Source organism: Aeromonas sp. EU05-FHT14A05 (genome assembly GCF_058791175.1).
The window spans coordinates 1-21,740 of sequence record NZ_JBYTDH010000024.1 but is presented as its reverse complement, the minus strand read 5'-3'; the positions used below and the strand labels follow the sequence as shown (position 1 = coordinate 21,740).

Genomic DNA, 21,740 nt, shown 5'->3' with positions numbered 1-21,740 from the left:
GAAGGGAGGTGACTATCCCACGTTGCTTGCATGAGGCGCTGGGGCGCCCCATGCAACACGTAATTGGGACATAGCCTTTTTTATGGCCGGCCGCCAGCGAGAATGGCTGTGTCGGCAGGATGAACGACGGGAAGGGGGCCCGTTCCGGTGTGCTGCCTCGGCTATTTTTGTCGCAATTGAATAGTTTGTCCGGCTGTCCCCCTCTGATGGGGGACGTCACCCATATGGTGAGATGGTGACGCAGACGTTCTGCTCTAGGGTGGTTTGGCCCCAAAGAGGGCCATATGGAAGCAAACCGCCTGATGGCGCTACTCAATGAATGAGGAAACATGATGAAAGCAACCCCCCTTGCCCTGCTGCTGGCCAGCGTGCTGGCCTCTCCGCTCTGCGCCGCCGGGCTCGACGCCAGGCTCACCCTGGTGGATGGCAGCACCGACGATGTGCGCGTCAACCTGACCCTGACCAACACGGGTGACAAGCCCATCCGCCTGCTCAAGTGGCAGCTTCCGGGCAGCGAAGATGCCCCTCTGTTCCTTGTGGAGCGCGACGGCGAGAAGGTCGGCTACGAGGGGGCTCTGATCAAGCGGGCGGCGCCAACCGACAAGGACTTCCAGTTGCTCAAGGCTGGCCAGAGCCTGATGCTGCAGGCGGAGGTTTCCGGTCTCTACGACATGAGTGCCCAGGGCCAGTACAGCATCCGTTACCGGTTGCCGACGCTGCCACAGGAGGCGAAGGCCGCCAAGGCCAAGCAGGCCCAGGGGAGCGAATCCAATGTCGTGACCCTGTGGGTGGAAGGGGTGGCTGACGAGCGGGTGCTCGCCAAGGCGGCGGTGGCCGAGCCCCAGGCGGTGACCGCCTCGGTCAGCTTCAGCGGCCGCTGCAGCAACACCCAGAAGAGCGACATCCTCACCGCGCTCGATGCCGCCAGCGGCATCACCAACAACTCCAGCAGCTATCTGGCGGTGGACAAGCCCGATGGCCAGCGTTACCGCAGCTGGTTTGGCGCCTATGACGCCTCTCGCTGGAACCAGGCCGAGACCCACTTCAGCAAGATCAAGGATGCCATCGACAACAAGCCGCTCACCTTCGACTGCGGCTGCAAGCAGAGCTACTTTGCCTACGTCTATCCGGATCAGCCCTACAAGGTCTATCTGTGCAAGAGCTTCTGGACGGCACCCGTCACCGGGACAGATTCCCGCGCCGGCACCATAGTCCACGAGCTGAGCCACTTCAACGTGGTGGCGGGCACCGACGATCTGGGTTACGGTCAGGCCAATGCCCGCAATCTGGCGAGCACGGACCCGGTCAAGGCGCTGAACAACGCTGACAACCACGAGTACTTCGCCGAGAATACCCCGAGCGAAAACTGAGTCGTAAGCAGGGGCCGGATGGCCCCTTTTTTGACGGAGGCACCATGATGACACTCTTGCTCACCACCCTGGCACAGGCCCCCTTGCAGTGCGAACTGTCGGTCAGCGCCGAGAGCGGGGTGAACGAGCCACTGCCCCTGGTGATGACCTTGACCAACAAGGGGGAGGGGCCACTCGAGGTATTGACCTGGTTCACCCCCTTCGAGGGGTGGTTTGCCGATGCCATCGACCTCACCCGAGATGGCAGGCCGTTGCCTTACCGGGGACCGCTTGCCAAGCGTGGCGCGCCCGGTGATGGCGACTTCCTCCTGCTGGGACCGGGGGAGCAGAGCCATGCCGATGCGGATCTGGCGCAGGCCTACGATCTGTCGCAGCCGGGCAGCTACCGGCTCAGCTACCGTGTCCAGCCGCTGGCGCTGACCCGGGGGCTGGCGCCCAGCTGTCCCGCCATCGATTTTATCCGGGTAGTGGCGCCTTAGGGGCGTTGAGGGCGAGACGCAGCGTCCAGCAGCCCCACCGCGCGGGCGGCTATGGCCAGATAATGGGGCGAGCGGGCCTGCTCCCGCCAGCAGCAGTGCACCAGCTTGATCACATGGTCGTCCAGGCTCTCGATTGCCCGCGGCAGCACCTGTGCCCAATCCAGCCCGGTCGTATCCGGCCAGCGCTGGGCCTGCAACCTTGGTGCCCCGACGGTGATGTAGGCGGCGGCCACCGCCTGCCACATCAGGCTCTGCCAGGGCGCTTTGAGCGCCGCTGGCAGGTGGCGCGCGACTATGGCGGCGGCCCGGCTGCCGGTCACCAGATGCAAGACGGTGAAGTTGCCGGTCTGCCAGTAGAGGGGCAGGGCGGCCTCGGCCAGCTGTGCCAGCACATCTTCCCCGTCATCGAGGCTTTGCGGCAGCGCGTCCGGCCAGCGGGGATCGGCCGCCACCTGCCGCAGGCGGGCGGTGATCCACTCTCCCTCCCAGCGCGACCCCTCCCAATGGGCCGCCAGCCCCGCCAGCAGGCGGGTGACGTCCCGGCAGGGGGCCCCCGTTCCGGCAGGCAGGATTAGGGCCTTGCACTGCCAGGCGGCCAGCGCCGCCGCCTGCTCCCCCAAGTGGCCGTTTTCCAGCGCACAGGCGAAGCGAATAAGCGGATGAAAGGCGCCGCCTGCCGGGGAGAAACGCTGCGTCAGCAGCTCTTCGAAGCATGGCAGCCAGCCCTCTTCGGCGAATCGGGCCAGCAGTTGCTGGCGCAGGTATACGAACCGGGTCTCCTCCTCTTCGCCCTGGTTGTCCACCCCGGCGGGCAAGGCTTGAGTGGTCTGCCAGTGGGTAAAGAAGCGCTGCAATTGCCGGGGGCTGGCCCCCATCTCGTGCAGGGCGTGCAGCGCCATGGGACAGTGGTTGGTGGTGCCGCGACCATTGAGGGCGAAGGACTGGTTGGCATCGAGCAGGGCGTAGAGATGATCCATTAGCGTTTGACTCCTTCTGTCGGGGGAGACAGGATTATGCAAGTTGAAGTTAACTTGAGATCAAGGACGAAGATGGATCGCAAATGGCTGGCCATAGGCCAGATAGCCAAACGTGCCGGCGTGAACGCCAGCGCCCTGCGCTTCTACGAGCAGAAGGGGCTGATCCAGAGCCTGCGCAGCGAAGGCGGCCGGCGTCTCTACCCCCAGGATGTGCTGCGGCGCATCGCCTTTATCCGGGTGGCGCAAGGGATGGGTCTCAGCCTCGACGAGATAGCGGCGGCCCTCAGCGGGTTGCCCGATGGCCGCACGCCGGATCGCGGCGACTGGGAGCGGATCGCCGGTCAGTGGCAAGCGCTGCTGGACAGCCGCATCGCCGCCCTGCAACTGATGAGGCGCAAGCTCACTGCCTGCATCGGTTGTGGCTGTCTGTCGCTGGAGCACTGCGCCCTCTACAACCCGGAGGACAGGGCCGCGGGCCAGGGGAGCGGCCCTCGTTACTTGCTGGGGGATCTGCCCCCCGCCACCGATTGAACCGCGCAGGCCATGGGCAGTGCCGGGTTAGCCTGGATGACTTTCAAGGAGGAAACATGGAGCTGGAACAACTCAAACGGGAGCTGGAGCGATTTGGCGAACAGCATGACGAGGCGCAGGCATCCCGGGGCGGCAAGATGCTCAACATCACCCGTGACACCGGCGAACTGCTGGCGCTGCTGGTGCAGACGAGGGGCGCGCAGGCGGTGCTTGAGATAGGGACTTCAAACGGTTACTCCACCCTCTGGCTGGCCGAAGCGGTGAAGAGACTGAATGGCCGGGTCACCACCATAGAGCGGGATGAGAATAAGATCTCTCTGGCAGAGGCCAACTTTCAGCGTGCGGGACTGAGCTCCTGGATCACCCTGCTGGCGGGGGAGGCCGGCAGCCTGTTCCCCAGCCTGCCGACAGCGGGTTATGAGCTCATCTTCCTGGACTCCGATCGCCAGCACTATCAAGGATGGTGGCCCGAAATACGGCGCCTGCTTGCCCCTCGCGGCCTGCTGGTGGTGGACAATGCCATCTCCCATGAGAGCGAGATGAGGGACTGGATGGCGCAGGTGAGGCGCGATCCCGATTTTCTGACCTCGCTGGTGCCGGTGGGCAAGGGGGAGTTTCTGGTGGTGAGACGCTAGGGCGCATCACCGAGAGTCAGGCATAAAAAAACAGCCCCGCATTGGCGGGGCTGTCTGCCTGGGAAGACTCGGTCGGCAGCTTATACCGACAAATAGTCCATGATCCCCTCGGCGGCCTTGCGGCCCTCATAGATGGCGGTCACCACCAGATCCGAGCCGCGCACCGCGTCGCCACCGGCAAATACCTTGGGGTTGCTGGTCTGGAAGGCATGTTCGGCCTGCTCGGGGGCCTTGATGCGATCCCGGCTGTCGAGCTCGATACCGTGATCACGCATCCAGGGCTGGGGATTGGGCTGGAAGCCGAACGCCATCACCACGGCATCGGCGGCCAGCACCTGTTCGGAGCCCTCGACCACCACGGGATTGCGACGGCCGTTGGCATCCGGGGCGCCAAGCTCTGTGCTCACCACCTTGATGCCGCAGGTGCGGCCCTGGGCGTCCAGCTCCACGCCGATGGGTTGGAGGTTGAACATAAATTCCACCCCTTCCTCCTGGGCGTTCTTCACCTCCCGCTTGGAGCCCGGCATGTTCTCGGCATCGCGGCGGTAGGCACAGATCACCCGATCGGCCCCCTGGCGGATGGCGGTGCGCACGCAGTCCATGGCGGTATCGCCGCCGCCCAGCACCACCACCTGCTTGCCGGCGAAGTCGATGTAATCGCTCTGCGCCTTCTCGAAGCCCAGCAAGCGGTTCGCGTTGGAGATGAGGTAGGGCAGGGCGTCGTAGACTCCCGGCGCCTCTTCGTTGGCAAAGCCGCCCTTCATGTACTTGTAGGTGCCGACCCCGAGGAAGACCGCATCGAATTCGCCAAGCAGGTCGGCGAAGGTGACGTCACGGCCCACTTCGGTCTCGAGACGGAACTCCACCCCCATCCCCTCGAAGATCTCGCGGCGGCGCTGCATCACCTCTTTTTCCAGCTTGAAGGAGGGGATGCCGAAGGTCAGCAGACCGCCGATCTCCGGGTACTTGTCGAACACCACCGGGGTGACGCCGTTGCGCGCCAGCACATCGGCACAGGCGAGGCCGGCGGGGCCGGCGCCGATGACGGCGACCCGCTTGCCGGTCTTCACCACCTTGGAGAGATCCGGGCGCCAGCCCATCTCGAACGCCTTGTCGGTGATGTATTTTTCGATGTTGCCTATGGTGACGGCGCCGAATCTGTCGTTCAGGGTGCAGGCACCCTCACAGAGTCTGTCTTGCGGGCAGACGCGGCCGCACACCTCCGGCAGGCTGTTGGTCTGGTGGGAGAGCTCCACCGCCTCCAGGATGCGCCCCTCGTTGGCCAGTTTCAGCCAGTTGGGGATGTAGTTGTGCACCGGGCACTTCCACTCGCAATAGGGGTTGCCGCAGTCGAGGCAGCGATCCGCCTGCATGCCGACCTGGGCCTGGTTGAAGGGCTCGTAGATCTCCACAAACTGGATCTTGCGGATCTTGAGCGGCTTCTTGGGCGGGTCGACCCGCTGGACATCGATAAACTGGAATACGTTCTGGCTCATAGGGTTCCCTCCTTATTGCGCCTGGATTCTGAGTTCTGCACTAGAGCGGCTGGTGTGGCCAAGCAGGGACTTGACGTCGCTGGACTTGGGCTTGATCAGCCTGAACTTGGGCACATAGGAGTCGAAGTTGGCCAGGATCTCCTCGGCGCGCGAGCTGCCTGTCTCGTTGAGGTGCGCCGTGATGATGCCGCGCAGGTGCTCCTGATGGATGGCAAGGTCAGCCACGTCCAGCAGTTCCACCAGCTCGGGGTTGGTACGCTTGGCAAAGTTGCCGCACTCGTCCAGCACGTAGGCAAAGCCCCCAGTCATGCCGGCCGCGAAGTTGACGCCAGTGGTACCGAGTATGGTGACAATGCCGCCTGTCATGTATTCACAGCCGTTGTCGCCAATCCCCTCGACGACCGCGAGGGCCCCGGAGTTGCGCACCGCGAAGCGCTCGCCCGCGGTGCCTGCGGCGTAGAGCTTGCCGCCGGTGGCGCCATAGAGGCAGGTGTTGCCTATGATGGCCGCCTCGTGGGACTTGAACGCCACGCCGACGTGGGGTTTGACCACCAGCTTGCCGCCGGTCATCCCCTTGCCCACGTAGTCGTTGGCGTCACCGGTGAGTATCATCTCGAGGCCGCCGGCGTTCCAGACGCCGAAGCTCTGGCCTGCGGTGCCGTTGAAGTGGACCCGCACCGGATCGGCGGCCATGCCCTGGTTGCCGTGGCGTTTGACTATCTCGCCTGACAGGCGCGCACCCACGGAGCGGTCGGTGTTGCGGATGTCGTAGCGGAACTCGCCACCGCTCATGTTTTCTACCGCTTCCAGCAGGTCGTCCACCATCTTGAGGTTCAAGGGCCCCTTGTCGAAGGTGGGGTTGTGCTGCTGGCTGAACAGGCTGGAGCCTGCCGGTGCCACCGGGCTTGCCAGAATGCCGGAGAGGTCCAGCTTGGCCTGACGGGCGGTGAGGCCGGGCAGGGCTTCCAGCAGATCGGTACGACCGATGAGGTCGGTCAGCTGGGTGACGCCGAGCTCTGCCATCAGCTCGCGGGTCTCTTCGGCGATGAACTTGAAGTAGTTCATCACCATCTCCGGCAGGCCGGTGAAGTGCTCGCGGCGCAGCTTCTCATCCTGGGTGGCGACGCCGGTGGCGCAGTTGTTCAGGTGGCAGATGCGCAGGTATTTGCAGCCGAGCGCCACCATGGGACCGGTGCCGAAGCCGAAGCTCTCGGCGCCGAGGATGGCCGCCTTGATGATGTCGAGGCCGGTCTTGAGACCGCCATCCACCTGCAGGCGCACCTTGTGGCGCAGGCCGTTGGCCACCAGGGCCTGCTGGGTCTCGGCAAGCCCCAGCTCCCAAGGGGAGCCGGCGTATTTGACCGAGGTGAGGGGGCTCGCGCCGGTGCCGCCGTCGTAGCCGGAGACGGTGATGAAGTCCGCATAGGCCTTGGCCACGCCGCAGGCGATGGTGCCGACGCCGGGCTCGGAAACCAGCTTGACCGACACCAGGCAGTCCGGGTTGATCTGCTTGATGTCGAAGATGAGCTGGGCCAGATCCTCGATGGAGTAGATGTCGTGGTGGGGCGGCGGGGAGATCAGGGTCACGCCGGGCACGGAATAGCGCAGCTTGGCTATCTGGGCCGTCACCTTGTCACCGGGCAGCTGGCCACCCTCGCCGGGTTTGGCGCCCTGGGCCACCTTGATCTGTACCACGTCCGCGTTCATCAGGTAGTGGGGGGTGACGCCAAAGCGCCCCGAGGCCACCTGCTTGATGCGCGAATTCTTCTCGGTGCCGAAGCGCTTGGGATCTTCACCGCCTTCGCCCGAGTTGCTCTGACCGCCGAGGCGGTTCATGGCCACCGCCAGCGCCTCGTGGGCCTCGGGGCCGAGGGCGCCGATGGACATGGCGGCGGAGTCGAAGCGGGGGAACAGCTTGGCCGCGGGCTCAACCTGCTCCAGCGCAACCGGGGTAGTGCCCTGCTTGAGGACGAGCAGATCGCGCAGAGTGGCGACGGGGCGCTCGTTCACCAGGCGGGCGTACTCCTTGTAATCGGCGTAGTTGCCGGAGCGCACCGCCACCTGCAGGGTCTGCACCACATCCGGGTTGTAGGTATGGTACTCGCCGCCGTGGACGAATTTCAGCAGCCCGCCCTGGGTCAGCGGCTTGCGACCGAGCCAGGCCTGGCGCGCCAGATTGACCTGATCCTGCTGGATGTCGGTGAAATCGGCCCCCTGAATGCGGCTGGAGACGCCACGGAAGCAGAGCTCGACCACGGAGCTGGACAGCCCCACGGCTTCGAACAACTGGGAGCAGCGGTAGCTCGCCACAGTGCTGATGCCCATCTTGGACATCACCTTGTAGAGGCCCTTATTGATGCCGTTGCGGTAGTTGAGCATGGCCTGGCGCAGGCTCATTTTCAGCACCCCTTCCTCGACCTGTTTGGCCAGGGTCTCGTAGGCGAGATAGGGGTAGATGGCGGTGGCGCCAAAGCCCAGCAGCACGGCGAAGTGGTGCGGGTCGCGCACGCTCGCGGTCTCCACCAGGATATTGGCGTCACAACGGAGGTTGTTGTCCACCAGGGTGCGCTGCACCGCCCCCACCGCCATGGCGGCCGGGATGGGCAGGGTGTCGGCACTGATGTCCCGATCAGACAGCACCAGCAGCACTGTGCCATTGCGCGCCTTGTCGGCCGCGTCGGCACAGAGCCGCTCCAGGGCCGCCTGCAGCCCCTCTTCGGGCTGGTAGTTGAGGCTCAGCACTGCGTGACGGTAGTGCTCCCCTTCCAGTGCCAGCAGCTGGTGGAAGTCGGAGTAGAGCAGGATAGGCGACTGGAACAGCACCCGGTGGGCGTGGCCGAAGGTCTCGTTGAAGACGTTCTGCTCGCGGCCGATACAGGTGGCCAGCGACATCACGTGGTTTTCCCGCAGCGGATCGATGGGCGGGTTGGTCACCTGGGCAAACATCTGGCGGAAGTAGTCGTACAGGGTACGCTGGCTGGAGGAGAGCACCGCCATCGGGGTGTCATCCCCCATGGAGCCCACCGCCTCCTGGCCGTTCTCGCCGAGCACGCGGATCACCTGATCCAGCTCCTCGTAGGAGTAGCCGAACAGTTTCTGATAGGTCTTGAGCTGATCGTCCGGGAGCTCGCGGGCGCCGGTGCTGGCGTCATCCATCTGCTCGAACGGCACCAGTCGCTTGCAGTGCTTGTCCATCCACTGCTTGTAGGTGTGGCGGCTCTTGAGATCGTCGTCGATCTCGAAGCTGGTCCACACCTTGCCGTTGCTGGTATCCACCACGAACAGCTCCCCCGGGCCGACCCGGCCCTTCTCCAGCACTTCGTCCGGGGTGTAGTCCCAGGTGCCGACCTCAGACGCGAGGGTGATGAACTTGTCCTTGGTGATGACGTAGCGGGCCGGGCGCAGGCCGTTGCGGTCCAGCGCGCAGGTGGCGTAGCGGCCGTCGGTCATGACGATGCCGGCCGGGCCGTCCCAGGGCTCCATGTGCATGGAGTTGAAGTCATAGAAGGCGCGCAGGTCGTCATCCATGTTCGGGTGCTTCTGCCATGCAGGCGGGATCAGCAGGCGCATGGCCCGGAACAGATCCATGCCGCCGGCCAGGAAGAGATCCAGCATGTTGTCGAGGCTGGAAGAGTCCGACCCCGTGGTGTTGACGAAGGGGGCGGCCTCCTGCAGATCCGGGATCAGCGGGGTGGCGAACTTGTAGCTGCGCGCCTTGGCCCACTGGCGGTTGCCGGCTATGGTGTTGATCTCGCCGTTGTGGGCGAGGTAGCGGAATGGCTGCGCCAGCGGCCAGCGCGGGCTGGTATTGGTGGAGAAACGCTGGTGGAACACGCAGATGGCGGCCTGCATGCGGATGTCGGCGAGATCCAGATAGAAGCGCGGCAAATCCACCGGCATGCACAGCCCTTTATAGACGGTGACCAGGTTGGAGAGGCTGACCACATAGAAGTAGTCGTCGCTGATGCGTTTCTCGATGCGGCGACGCACTATATAGAGGCGGCGCTCGAGATCCTTGTCGACCCAGCCGGGAGGCGCGTTGACAAAGACCTGTTCAATGCTTGGCAGGGACGCCTTGGCGATGGGACCGAGCACATTGGTATCGATGGGCACCTTGCGCCAACCGACCAGACTCAGGGTCTCTCTTTCCAGCTCCTCGTCGATGATGTCGCGGGTCTGCTGGGCCAATACGGGGTCCGGGTTGAGGAACAGCATACCCACCGCGTAGTTGCGGCCCAGGTGCCATCCCTTCTCTTCGGCGACAGCGCGATAGAAGCTGTCCGGTTTTTGCAGCAGCAGACCACAGCCATCGCCGGTCTTGCCGTCGGCGGAGATGCCGCCGCGGTGCTGCATGCGAGCCAAGGCTGACATCGCGAGACGGACAAGCTTGTGGCTGGCTTCCCCTTCCATGTGGGCCAACAGGCCGAAGCCACAGTTATCCCTCTCCAGCTTTGGATCATATAGTGACATTGCATTTCTCCCTTGCTCGGCCTTCCATCGCACTGTCATCAACAGATTGCATAAATTGCGATTGGCTCTTGTGGTTCCGTCCGCCTGAGGTGGCGAATCTCCAAACTAATGGGATTTTCGAGCAAGGTCAATTGGACATCCCGCTTGTTTGCAATGTTACACCGCCATAACAAAATGCGGGTTTCAGAGACTCAATCTGGTTTTTTCTATATAAAAACCTATAAAATATATTTTATTTAGTTGATTAAACTGATAATGATGGTTTTGGTAGTTGACTGCTTCGCGTCACCTGACTGTAGTAATTTTACCAATCCATTCCGTCGGGGGCGGGCGGGGATCACATTTCAGAATCCTGAGCCTTGCATTTATCCGGATGCGGGCTAAGCGAGATTTTTGCAGTGCTAACAGCCGGTTAGAGAGGAGGAATTGCTCCACTTCTCCCTCTTTGCCGAAGGCTTGTGGTTTCCAAAAGTAACCTTAAAACCCTGTCTGTGGGTATTTATCGCACGCAATGTGAATATTTATATGATTTTTGGGGGCGGGGTGGCTTGATCCAGCTCAGCCTGGGGGCGGGTCTCTGCCAGTACAATGACAGCTCATATCGGAGGTGTCATGCAGTTACACGAACTCATCAATACATTCGGCCAGGATCTCAAGCAGCGTCATGGCCAGAAGATCCACAAACTCTCCATCCACGGCGCCTTCACCTGCCCGAACCGGGACGGCACCCTGGGCCGCGGCGGCTGCACCTTCTGCAATGTCTCCTCTTTTGCCGACGAATCGACCCAACAGCTTTCTGTCGTGCAACAGCTGCTGGCACGCCGGGACGAAGTGACCCGCGCCAAACGCTATCTCGCCTACTTTCAGGCCTATACCAGCACCTATGCCGAGGTGGAATACCTGCAACGCATGTATGAGGAGGCGTTGTCGGTCAGCGACATGGTGGGGCTCTGTGTCGGGACCCGGCCCGACTGCGTGCCGGATGCGGTGCTGGATCTGCTGGCGGGTTATCAGGCCCGTGGCTACGAGGTGTGGCTGGAGCTGGGGCTGCAGAGCGCCCATGACAAGACGCTGCAGCGCATCAACCGGGGCCACGGCTACGCCGCCTATGCCGATGCGGTCGGGCGGGCCCATAGGCGCGGCATCAAGGTCTGTGCCCATCTGATCGTTGGCCTGCCCGGCGAGGTGCCCATGGATAGCCTGGAGACACTGCATCGCATCGTTGCGACCGGGGTCGAGGGGATAAAGCTGCATCCGCTCCACGTGGTGGAAGGGAGCACCCTTGGCAAGGCGTGGCAGGCGGGGCGGCTGGAGGTGCTGACCCTGGAACACTATGTGGAGGCGGCGGTGGCCATGATCCAGCACACGCCCCCCGAGGTGGTCTATCACCGCATCTCGGCGTCGGCGCGCCGTCCGACCCTGCTGGCTCCAGCCTGGTGCGAGAATCGCTGGACCGCCATGGCCGAGATCGCCGCTGAGCTGACTCGTTCAGGCCCCCAGGGGCATGCCCTGGGCCGACCCTTCTCGCTCGCTCCTTTTAATGAGTGACGACTCTAATTTCATTAAAAAAACAGAGGGTTATTAGATGAAATTCAGTCTTTGCAGTATAGTTTCGTTCAAGTCGCCTTGATAAGATGGTCGGCTTGAAAAAGATATTGTTATCAATAAATCTTTAGTAATTAATGGACCGGGCAGGATATCTCGCACTCCTTGCCGTCATCAGATGACGTGCGTGGCTCCTCTCTCCCCGGCTTGACGATGTGTGAGTCTGGCGATGGCATTCGATGCCACTGCCCAGTGCGCTAATTGGGTTGTCGGTTCGCGATGATGGGATCTGCTCTGCATTCACAGGTCGCCACCAGGTTCCGGGTGATGATTTCCCTGCGACAACCGTCTGAATCATGTTTTGACAGGATGCTATGCAAGCAGAAACCAGCCATATAGATGAACTATTGGAATGCCTGGTCTTTTTGACCCGTTTTTATGGCGTACCCAATAGTCAGGATGCCCTCACCACGGGCTTGCCACTGGTCTCGGGCCGTCTGAGTACGGCGCTCTTCAGCCGCGCTGCCGAGCGTGGCGGTTTGTCCGCCCGTGAGGTGATCCAGCCACTCGAAAACATCTCTCCCCTGCTGCTGCCCTGCGTCTTGCAGACGCGGCAGGGCGGCGCCTGCATCCTGCTGGAGTGGAACAAGGAGAGGAGCCAGGCCAAGGTCATCTTCCCCCAGGCCGGTGATGCGGCGCAGTGGGTCAGCACTGCCCAGCTGGGTGACGAGTACAACGGCCGGCTGTTCTTCGTCAAGAAGCAGTTCAAGTTCGATGAACGTTCCCCCAAGGTGCTGGAGACCCGGGATGGTCACTGGTTCTGGAGTACGCTGTTTGAATCCCGTGGCATCTATCGCGATGTGCTGATTGCCTCCATCCTCATCAACCTCTTTGCGGTGGCCAGTCCCCTGTTCACCATGAATGTCTACGACAAGATCGTGCCCAACCTGGCTTTCGACTCCCTCTGGGTGCTGGCGGTCGGGGCCATGGTAGTGTTCACCTTTGACTTCGTGATGCGCCAGTTGCGCAGCTACTTCATCGACATTGCCGGCAAGAAATCGGACGTGCTGCTGTCGGCCAAGATCTTTGCCAAGGTGATGGGGATGAAGATGGAGTCCCGCCCGGCCTCGACGGGGGCGTTCGCCAAGCATCTGCAGGAGTTTGAATCGGTGCGGGAGTTCTTCACCTCCGCCACCGTATCGACCCTGATTGATCTGCCGTTTGCGGTGTTCTTCCTCTTCATCATCTGGCTGTTTGCCGGCGTCATGGTGGTGGTGCCCATCGTCGCCATGCTGATCCTGGTGGCCTACAGCTTCTATATCCAGGCACCGCTCAAGCAGTCCATCGAGGAGGGCTCCCGTCTGGCCTCCCAGAAGAACGCCAACCTGATCGAAAGCATCTCCGGCCTTGAGACCGTCAAGATCTTCGGCGCCGAGAGCATGTTCCAGCACCGCTGGGAGCAGGCGGTGTCCCACATCTCTACCTGGGGCGTGCAGACCCGTCGCATCACCAACTCCATGTCTTCCCTGGCGAGCTATATCCAGCAGGTGGTGACCGTGGGCTTGGTGATCGTAGGTGTCTATCAGATATCGGAAGGGCTGGTGACCATGGGGGGCATGATCGCCGCCGTCATGTTGTCCAGCCGCGCCATCGCGCCCATGGTGCAGCTCTCCGTGCTGTCGACCCGCTACAACCAGGCCAAGTCCGCCCTGGAGATCCTGGAGAAGATCATGATGACGCCTGGCGAGCAGGAGGAGGGCAAACAGTACATTCACCACCCCATCATCCAGGGCCGCATCGAGTTCGAAAACGTCTCCTTCAAATACCCGGGCATGGAAAGCAGCACCCTGCACAACATCAACCTGCGCATCGAGCCGGGCGAAAAGGTCGCCATCATAGGACGGATCGGCGCGGGTAAAACCACGCTGGAAAAGTTGCTGATGGGGCTCTACCGACCGACAGACGGTCTGGTGCGCCTCGATGGCTTCGAGCTGGATCAGCTGCCACCGGCCGCCATTCGCCGCAACATCGGCTGTGTGCCGCAGGATGTGACCCTCTTCTTTGGCTCGGTGCGGGACAACATCATGCTGGGCAACCCGCTGGTGGATGATGCCCGGGTCGTGCGCGCCGCCAAGCGGGCCGGCGTCACCAACTTTACCAATCGGGATCCCAATGGGCTTGACCGGCAGATAGGCGAGGGCGGGCGTCAGCTCTCAGGTGGTCAGCGTCAGGCCATTTTGCTGGCCCGTGCCCTGCTCAACGATCCGCCCATCCTGGTGATGGATGAGCCAACGTCCAACATGGACAATCAGTCAGAGATGCATGTGAAGCAGGAGCTGGCCAGGCTGGGGCCTGAAACCACGCTGATCCTCATCACCCACAAGACTTCCATGCTGGATGTGGCCTCCCGGGTCATCGTCGTGGAGCAGGGGAAGATAGTGGCTGACGGCCCCAAGGAGACGGTGCTGCAACAACTGAAGGAAGGCAAGGTGCGGGTGCAGGAGACGGCCAATGGCTAACAACTGGTTCAAGAAAACGGCACCAGACACAGTGTTGCCCGCCTCCGAGCACCTCGAGTATGTCGACGACGGTGCCGCCGCCGTCTTGCTGAGCACGCCAACCCGCGCCAAGGTGCTGCTCTGGGCCTGCTTCCTGTTCTTCATGAGTGCCATCATCTGGGCCGCCTGGGCGGAGCTTGACGAGGTCACCGTCGGTCAGGGCAAGGTCATTCCATCTCGCCAGCTGCAGGTGATCCAGAACCTGGAAGGGGGGATCGTCAAGGAGATCTTCGTCAAGGAGGGGGACATAGTCGAAAAGGGGCAGCCTCTGCTGCGCATAGACGATACCCGCTTCAAGTCGGACTTTCGCGAGCGTGAACAGGAGCTGGTGATCCTCAAGGGCGACATCGCCCGTCTGCGTGCCGAGATCCGCAGTGTGGTGGTCAAGAGAGAACCCAACCTCGGCTGGCGTGAGCAGGTGGTCATCGACAAGCAGCCCATCGTCTTCCCCGAAGGGTTCGAGAACGTCTTTGCGGAATACGTGGCCCGTGAAAAGTCGGTCCAGGACGAGCGGCTCAACAACTTGAACAACCAGCTCTACATACTCGGTCAGCAGATCGAGCAGAAGGAGCAGGAGACCATAGAGCTCAATGCCAAGATAAGGACAGTGAGCCGCAGCGTGGATCTGGCTCGCCAGGAGCTGAACATCAGCCGGCCTCTCGCAAAAGAGGGTATAGTTCCTCAAGTGGAGCTAATTAAACTGGAGCGGCAGGTCAACGAGATGCAGGGCGAGCTGGAAGCCAACCGCCTGCTCATCCCCAAACTCAACTCGGTGCTGCGGGAGACCATCTCCAAGCGCAATGACATCGCCTTGAAGTTCAGAGCGGACTCCCAGACCGAGCTCAATGAACGCCAGGGCAAGCTGAGTCAGTTGTCCGAGGGCCAGGTCGGTCTGCGGGACAGGGTGGATCGGACCAGCGTGATAGCGCCTCTCAAGGGCACCATCAAGAAGCTCAAGATCAATACCCTGGGGGGGGTCGTGCAGCCGGGCATGGATCTGATGGAAATCGTGCCGCTGGAGGATACCCTGCTGGTGGAAGCCAAGGTCTCCCCCAAGGACATCGCCTTCCTGCGACCCGGACTGGAGGCCGTGGTCAAGATAACTGCTTATGATTTCACTGTTTATGGAGGTTTACATGGCAAGGTTGAGCAGATAAGCGCCGACTCGATCCAGGATGAGGAGGGCAACTCCTTCTATCTGGTTCGGGTGCGTACCGAGAAGAGTTATCTGGGCGATGAGCTTAACGCACTTCCCATCATCCCCGGTATGTTAGCCAGTGCAGATATTATTACTGGTAAAAAAAGTGTCCTAGACTACTTGCTCAAGCCCATCCTGCGGGCTAAGCAGTCGGCACTGAGAGAACGATAAGCCAACAATCTAAAAACAACATGACTGGAGATACCATGAAGAAGACGATTGTTGCCATGCTGGTTAGTGGCACCATACTGTTCCCGGGCCTGAGCCAGGCACAGACACTGGAACAGTCAGTGGCACAGTCACTGGCTACCCATCCGAAAATCAAGGAAGCTTTTGATCTCTATCAGGCACGACTGTACCAGCATGATGGAGCCAAGGGCGGCTACTATCCCACCATCGATCTGCGTGGCGGCGTTGGCTACGAGAAGACCGACAGCCCCTCGACCCGTGCGGCGCCTGCCAACTCGCAGACGATCGATGATTCCATGACCCGTAAGGAGGCCGGGATCAGCCTGCGCCAGATGCTGTTTGACGGCTTCGATGTCAGCAGCAACGTGGCCCGGACCGATGCTGCCGCCCAGGCCCAGCGTCTGGCCATGATCTCCGAGGCGGAGAACACGGCCCTGCGGGTGGCCGAGGTGTACCTCAACATGCTGCGCCAGCAGGAGATCCTGGAGCTGTCCAAGCAGAACCTGGAAACCCACGAGCAGATCCGCAGTGACATCCAGAAACGGACAGACTCAGGTTTGGGTTCGACGGCGGACCAGACCCAGATCGATGGTCGTGTGGCACGGGCCTACTCCAACCAGGCGGCCGCGGAGAACAACTATCGGGATGCCGAGAGCGAGTTCATCCGGGTCGTGAATGAGGTGCCCAAGGATCTGGTACAACCGGCCCCCAACAGCCAGTTGATCCCTGCCACCCTGGAGGACGCGCTGAAGACGGCCACCGAGGTTCACCCGACCCTGCTCTCCTCCCTGCAAGACATCGAAGAGGCCAAGTATCAGCATGAAGGCTCCAAGTCCGGGTTCTACCCGAACGTGGCCTTCGAGGTGGATCAGAACTGGAACGAGGACATCGATGCGGTCAAGGGACGCAACGACGATCTCACCGCCATGGTCCGGATGCGCTACAACCTGTTCCGTGGCGGCTCCGATCTGGCTGAAAGCAAGGCCACCTCGGCACTCTATTCCCAGGCAAAAGACATTCACCTGAATGCCTTCCGTCAGGTGGAAGAGGGGACCCGTCTCGCCTGGAATGCCAAGGAGTCGCTGGCCAAGCAGAAAGTCTTCCTGAAAGAGCACGTGGACGCCAGCTACGACACCGTACAGGCGTACAAGAAGCAGTTTGGTCTGGGACAACGGACCTTGCTGGACGTGCTGAACACGGAGAACGAACTGTTCGAGGCTCGCCGCAGCTACATCACGGCCGAGTATGATGCCCTGCTGGCGGATTACCGTATCCTCAATGCCACCGGGGGACTGCTCAATGCCATGAATGTACAGCAGCCCGCTGACTGGCAGGCCAATAACAACTGATGGTCATCGTGCTGATGTCATATCAGTCAGAAGAAATGGCTGCAGCTTGCTGCAGTCATTCTTTTATGCGTTTGGCTCTCAACTGAAGATTGCAATGGCATGCCGCAGGGGAAACATGTGACATCGTGGTGCAAGGCTGGGAGCCGCGGGCTCTTCTGGCCAGCATGGCTCATCCGCCCCGCGCAGCGTTGGCGGCTCCAGCTGTTGTGGCTGGTGCTGCTGTCTATCCCTCTGTTGCTCAGCGCCAGCCAGCCCTTGTCGTCGGAAGATCTGAAGCTGGTCAAGCGGGCGGAGGAGACCTACGGCTCTCGTGCAGGCAAGCGGGTCACCAGCTGGCGCACGCTGGCCATGCAGAACCGGGCTGCGGGTCTGACGGAACGGCAGAAACTGGAGAAGGTGAACCAGTTTTTCAATCAGATGCGGTTTATCGATGACATCAAGCTGTGGCACAAGAAGGATTACTGGGCGACCCCGCTGGAGTTTTTGGGGGCGGCTGGCGGAGATTGTGAAGACTTCAGCATTTCCAAATACTTTACGCTGCTGGAACTTGGCATTCCGGATGAAAAAATGCGGATGGTATATGTCAAGGCATTGGATTATAACCAGTTTCATATGGTTGTTGCCTATTATGAGACGCCCGCATCAGTGCCTCTCATTCTGGACAACCTTGTCGGCGCCATTCGCCCGGCCAGTCAGCGGGCGGATCTGGTGCCAATTTACAGCTTTAACGGTAGTCACTTGTGGTTGATGAAGGCGCGTGGTCAAGGGGAACTGGCCGGGCAATCATCCCGCTTGGGATTATGGACTGACTTACGCAATCGCATGACTTCAGGGCGATTGGCTCGGCCTGTGGTGAATTTGGATGATTAACCTATGACGCTCTACAGACAACTATTGGCAACCATGCTGTTACTGTTCGGATTGCTGTTTGCCGCCACCTATTGGGTACAGTTCAATTCGACCCGCAACTATCTGGCACAGCAGCAGGAGACCACAGTCATCAACACCTCCACCGCCCTGGGTCTGGCGTTGACGCCTTATCTGGAGAACGGGGACAAGGTGAGTGCCGAATCCGTCATGAAGGCCGTGTTCGACGGTGGCTACTATCGGCTGGTCCGCCTCGATCTGCTGGCTTCCAAGGATGTCATCGAGCTGGAAAACAGCAGCGACATTCAGGGGGTGCCGCAGTGGTTTATCGGGCTGGGCCTCTTCCCTGAGGTATCCAACGAATCCATTCTGACCTCGGGCTGGCTGCAACTGGGCAAGCTGAAGATAGTGGGCCATCCGGGACAGGCCTACTACGAGCTCTGGAAGGGGATGAGCGAGCTGGCGACCTGGTTCCTGGTGGGCTTCCTGATCACCACCATACTGCTGATGCGGGCACTCAACTACCTGCTCAAACCGCTCAAGCTCATCTGCGAGCAGGCGGTCGAGATAGAGCTGCACCACTTCGGGCACGCCATTCCCGAGCCCAAGAGCCGCGAGTTGAAACAGGTGGTGCAGGCCATCAACACCCTCTCGAGCAAGCTGGCGGTGCAGTTCAAGGAGCAGGCCGATGAAGCCGAAAACCTGCGCGCCCGCGTCTATGTGGATGCGGTCTCCGGGCTCGGCAACCGCTCTTACTTCGTGGGGCAGGTCAATGCCTGGATCGCCGAGGCGGGACAGGGGGGCGTCATGCTGGTGGCCGTCGACATGCTGGACGATCTCTATCGTGAGGAGGGCTATGCCGCGCGGGACAACATGGTCAAGTCCATCGCCCAGGTGCTCAGGGAGTTGCTGGACGGCTGGGATGGTGCGGCGCTGTCCCGGATCTCGGCCACCGAATATGCCCTGCTCTGTCCTACGGATGATCTGTCGCAGCTCAAGGATCTGGCGGAGCTTATCAATAGCCGTATCGCCGATCTGGTGGTCAATCCCATGGGTGAGAGCGGAGCGCTCTCGGTCGTCGGGATCGCCGGCCGTGATGGCGATGATGATCTCTCCGCTCTGCTGACCAAGGCGGACAACGCGCTGGGCAAGGCGCGCAACGAGCGGCGGGGTGCCGTCGTCATGGAAGGGGGCTCGGATCAGGGATTGATGGGGCGTCTGGCCTGGCGTGATCTGGTACAGGATGCAATGGCCCGAAACCTGTGGCGCTTCAAGGCGCAGCCTGCCTGCCGCTTCGATGATGGCACGCGCCTGCATGCGGAGCTGTTTGCTTCCATCTCGCGCGATGGGACCGACTATTTCGCCGGCCAGTTCTTGCCCGCCATAGAACAGTTCCAGATGGGCGCCGAGTTTGACAAGGCCGTACTGGAAGCCTGCGTGCCCTTGTTCAGGCAGCAACCCGAGCTGGTGCTGGCGGTCAACATCACCGCAGGGTCGCTTTGCTCGGATGAGTTCCTGACCTGGCTGAGAGACTATCTGGCCGTGAACGGCGAGTTGAAGGAGAGACTGCTGTTCGAGATCCCTGAGGCCGCCATCATGAAACACAAGCAGCATGTGACCAACCTGGTCGACGTGCTGCGAGAGCAGGGCCTCCTGTGGGGGGTCGATCACTATGGTCGCCACTTCCAGTCCCTGGGTTATCTGGAGGAGCTGGCTCCTGCCTACGTCAAGGTGGATCATGGCTATACCAGCCAGGTCATGGAGCCGGGCGCCGATACCTCCTTCCTGGCTGCGGTCTGCCGGGCAGCCCACAATGCGGGTGTCACGACCATCGCCACCCGAGTGGAAGATCAGCAGCAGGTCGAGGTGCTGGCCAACCTGCACATAGACGGTTACCAGGGCTTCGTTCATCCGGCATTCCCACTGCCGTGAATCAGGCAATCATATTGAAAGGGGCCCCAATGGGGCCCTTTTTTATATCCATTTAGAATATATGAAGGTGCTTTTCTGCGATGGAGATACAGAAAGCCTGAAAGACGAGTTGTTAGTTTATTGATTTATCTGTGTAAAAAACATTCATTCGATTCGCTGCATCGGATGAAGCCAAACAGATTCAATATTGTACATTTTTGCAACTGAAGCCCGATGAACGCGCATCTAGAGTGTAGGCATCAAGATCTGTCACCCTGGAGCAATGGATATGCGCACCCAAATCATCGACAAAACCGTCGTCGTCTCTTCCGTGGAAGGCAATGTTCAGATCCTGCTTGCCGATGGCAGCAGCCGTCCTCTCCAGCCTGGCGAGATATTGCAACCGGGCGCCAAGCTCAATATTGCCGACGATGCGAAATTGATGTTGGCACCCTACGATGACAACCCCGGACAGGCCGCTGCCGCCCCTGCCGAGACAGATATACCGGTCGAAGGGCAACCCTCATCATCGGCCGAGAACAGCAACCTCCCTCCAGAAATTGCGGCCTTGCAAGAATCCATCCTGCAAGGTGTCGACCCGACCAAGAACTTTGAAGCCGCCGCAGCCGGCGGGGCGCCTGCCGCAGGTGGGGGCGGCGGCATCGGCGGGGTCGCGGGGGCCAGTGGCAACGGTGGCTTTGTCGTCATCGATCGTATCGGTGATGCGACCATAGCCGAGGCCGGATTCGATACCAGCCATGACGCCTTGCTCGATCAGAATGTGCTGCAGGAGGACGATCTCCTGCCAGAGAATGAGCTCGATGATCTGGATGAATCTGAAGTCACCCAGGAAGACCAAGCCATCAGTGGTAACCTGCTGATCAACAGCAGCAACTCGGATGGTCCTCAAGACACATCGATAGCTTCCTATAGCTGGGGCAGCAACATCGGCATTCTGGCCGGTGTCGAGAGCTCATTGGACGGGATAGGTACCCTCATCATCAATGCCGACGGCTCCTACACCTTCACTCCGGCACCCAATTACACAGGCCCTGTACCGCCGGCCAACTACATAGTGACCGATGGCGACGACACCAATAACTCCACTCTGACCATCACCATTACCCCCACGGATGAGACAGTCTCCTTGGGCGGGCTGCAGGTCGAAGGGGGTGAGCTTGTTCTGAATGAAGCTGCATTGGCCGATGGCAGCAGCCCGGATGCTGCGGGCCTGACCAAGATCGGCGCCTTCACCTTCAATGCGGCAGATGGTATCCAGAGCCTGGCTCTGGGGGGCGTGGTACTCATCAGTAACGGCCAGGTCATCAGCAGTTTCCCGCAGGCGATCCCGAGCCCTCTGGGCAATCAACTGTTGGTGACAGGCATCAGTTACAACCCGGTGACAGGCGCTGGCACTGTGACTTACAGCTACACCCTGAGCGATAACGAGGCTCACACTCAGCCTGCCAATGACACTGCCCTGACCGAAAGTTTCAACGTCGCGCTGACGGACAGCGACGGTGACAGCACCAGCGCCAGTCTGGATGTGGTGATACTGGATGACGTGCCTAGCGTGAGCCTGCTCCCTGGGGCCGGTGAGCTGGGTGTGGTCAGCGTGGACGAGAGCTTGCCTGCCTTGGATGGTGCAGGCAGCGATGGCATAGGCAGTGCAACCCTGGCGGCAGCCGTGGTGCAAGCCCAGTTCAGCCATGCGTTCGGTGCGGATGGTGCGGGTAGCATCGGCTACAACCTGGCCCTCACTGGCAGCAATGTGGCGAGTGGCCTCTATGCGGTTGATCCGCTGGCCGCCAATGGCCAGGGCGCGCAGATAGTGCTCAACCAAGTAGGCAATGTCATCACCGGCAGCGCCAACGGGGTGAGCTACTTCACCTTCACCATAGATCCGGCCACCGGTGCCGTGACCCTGAACCTGCTGGACAATATCTGGCAAGGTGATACCGGCAGCCATGATGACAGCGTCAGCCTGACCCTGAACAGTGGCGTGCTGACCCTGGTGCAGACCGTCACCGATGCCGATGGCGACAGCGCCAAGGCCAGCATCGATCTGGGAGCCAGTGGGGTGTTCCGCTTCGAGGACGATGGCCCGGTGATCGACGTGGTCAGCCAGCATGGTGAGACCCTGCGGGTGGACGAAACCGTGCGCG

General features: G+C 61.1%; 14 protein-coding genes. 11 read left to right on the top strand and 3 right to left on the bottom strand.

Annotation, left to right across the window (positions count from 1 at the left end; all coding sequences use genetic code 11):
- Nucleotides 1–329 precede the first annotated feature (329 nt).
- On the top strand, nucleotides 330–1,370 hold the full coding sequence (locus tag AC3WR3_RS20605) for a M35 family metalloendopeptidase (RefSeq protein ID WP_492293301.1): 1,041 nt from the start codon (nucleotides 330–332) through the stop codon (nucleotides 1,368–1,370).
- 44 nt (nucleotides 1,371–1,414) lie between these two features.
- Nucleotides 1,415–1,849: a protease gene (locus AC3WR3_RS20600; RefSeq protein WP_492293299.1), complete on the top strand. Its 435-nt coding sequence runs from the start codon at nucleotides 1,415–1,417 to the stop codon at nucleotides 1,847–1,849.
- Here the strand turns inward: AC3WR3_RS20600 and AC3WR3_RS20595 are convergent.
- Entirely contained in the window at nucleotides 1,846–2,826 is a 981-nt protein-coding gene (locus AC3WR3_RS20595) for a questin oxidase family protein (RefSeq protein WP_492293297.1), read from the bottom strand. The two genes, AC3WR3_RS20600 and AC3WR3_RS20595, sit on opposite strands and share 4 nt — an antisense overlap.
- A 72-nt stretch (nucleotides 2,827–2,898) precedes the next feature.
- Between AC3WR3_RS20595 and soxR the strand changes: the two genes are divergently transcribed.
- Together soxR and AC3WR3_RS20585 are read left to right on the top strand one after the other, a co-directional pair.
- Nucleotides 2,899–3,357 carry a redox-sensitive transcriptional activator SoxR gene (gene soxR / locus AC3WR3_RS20590; RefSeq protein ID WP_427231618.1) on the top strand — a complete coding sequence of 153 codons (459 nt, stop codon included), beginning with the start codon at nucleotides 2,899–2,901 and terminating at the stop codon, nucleotides 3,355–3,357.
- A 56-nt stretch (nucleotides 3,358–3,413) separates the two neighbouring features.
- Nucleotides 3,414–3,992, top strand: a complete 579-nt coding sequence (locus AC3WR3_RS20585) for an O-methyltransferase (protein WP_492293295.1) — start codon at nucleotides 3,414–3,416, stop codon at nucleotides 3,990–3,992.
- An 80-nt stretch (nucleotides 3,993–4,072) separates the two neighbouring features.
- Here the strand turns inward: AC3WR3_RS20585 and AC3WR3_RS20580 are convergent, their stop codons facing one another.
- Complete coding sequence (locus AC3WR3_RS20580) at nucleotides 4,073–5,488, bottom strand: FAD-dependent oxidoreductase (RefSeq protein WP_265436280.1); 1,416 nt, start codon at nucleotides 5,486–5,488, stop codon at nucleotides 4,073–4,075.
- Between the two features lie 12 nt (nucleotides 5,489–5,500).
- Nucleotides 5,501–9,958: a glutamate synthase large subunit gene (gltB, locus tag AC3WR3_RS20575; protein ID WP_492293293.1), complete on the bottom strand. Its 4,458-nt coding sequence runs from the start codon at nucleotides 9,956–9,958 to the stop codon at nucleotides 5,501–5,503.
- 612 nt (nucleotides 9,959–10,570) lie between these two features.
- Between gltB and mnmL the strand changes: the two genes are divergently transcribed.
- From mnmL to AC3WR3_RS20540, 7 genes are all read left to right on the top strand, one after another.
- Nucleotides 10,571–11,506 carry a tRNA modification radical SAM protein MnmL/YtqA gene (mnmL, locus tag AC3WR3_RS20570; RefSeq protein WP_492293291.1) on the top strand — a complete coding sequence of 312 codons (936 nt, stop codon included), beginning with the start codon at nucleotides 10,571–10,573 and terminating at the stop codon, nucleotides 11,504–11,506.
- 371 nt (nucleotides 11,507–11,877) lie between these two features.
- On the top strand, nucleotides 11,878–14,022 hold the full coding sequence (locus AC3WR3_RS20565; protein WP_247626493.1) for a type I secretion system permease/ATPase: 2,145 nt from the start codon (nucleotides 11,878–11,880) through the stop codon (nucleotides 14,020–14,022).
- Nucleotides 14,015–15,430, top strand: coding sequence for an HlyD family type I secretion periplasmic adaptor subunit (locus AC3WR3_RS20560; RefSeq protein WP_202046047.1), 1,416 nt, complete (start codon nucleotides 14,015–14,017; stop codon nucleotides 15,428–15,430). The genes AC3WR3_RS20565 and AC3WR3_RS20560 overlap by 8 nt, the downstream gene beginning before the upstream one ends.
- A gap of 35 nt (nucleotides 15,431–15,465) precedes the next feature.
- Entirely contained in the window at nucleotides 15,466–16,797 is a 1,332-nt protein-coding gene (locus AC3WR3_RS20555; RefSeq protein WP_139436708.1) for a TolC family outer membrane protein, read from the top strand.
- 99 nt (nucleotides 16,798–16,896) lie between these two features.
- Nucleotides 16,897–17,667: a transglutaminase-like cysteine peptidase gene (locus AC3WR3_RS20550; RefSeq protein WP_409241611.1), complete on the top strand. Its 771-nt coding sequence runs from the start codon at nucleotides 16,897–16,899 to the stop codon at nucleotides 17,665–17,667.
- Nucleotides 17,668–17,670: 3 nt separating this feature from the next.
- Nucleotides 17,671–19,596, top strand: a complete 1,926-nt coding sequence (locus AC3WR3_RS20545) for an EAL domain-containing protein (protein WP_492293287.1) — start codon at nucleotides 17,671–17,673, stop codon at nucleotides 19,594–19,596.
- Between the two features lie 268 nt (nucleotides 19,597–19,864).
- A partial coding sequence (locus AC3WR3_RS20540) for a retention module-containing protein (RefSeq protein ID WP_492293285.1) occupies nucleotides 19,865–21,740 on the top strand: 1,876 nt, incomplete at its 3' end.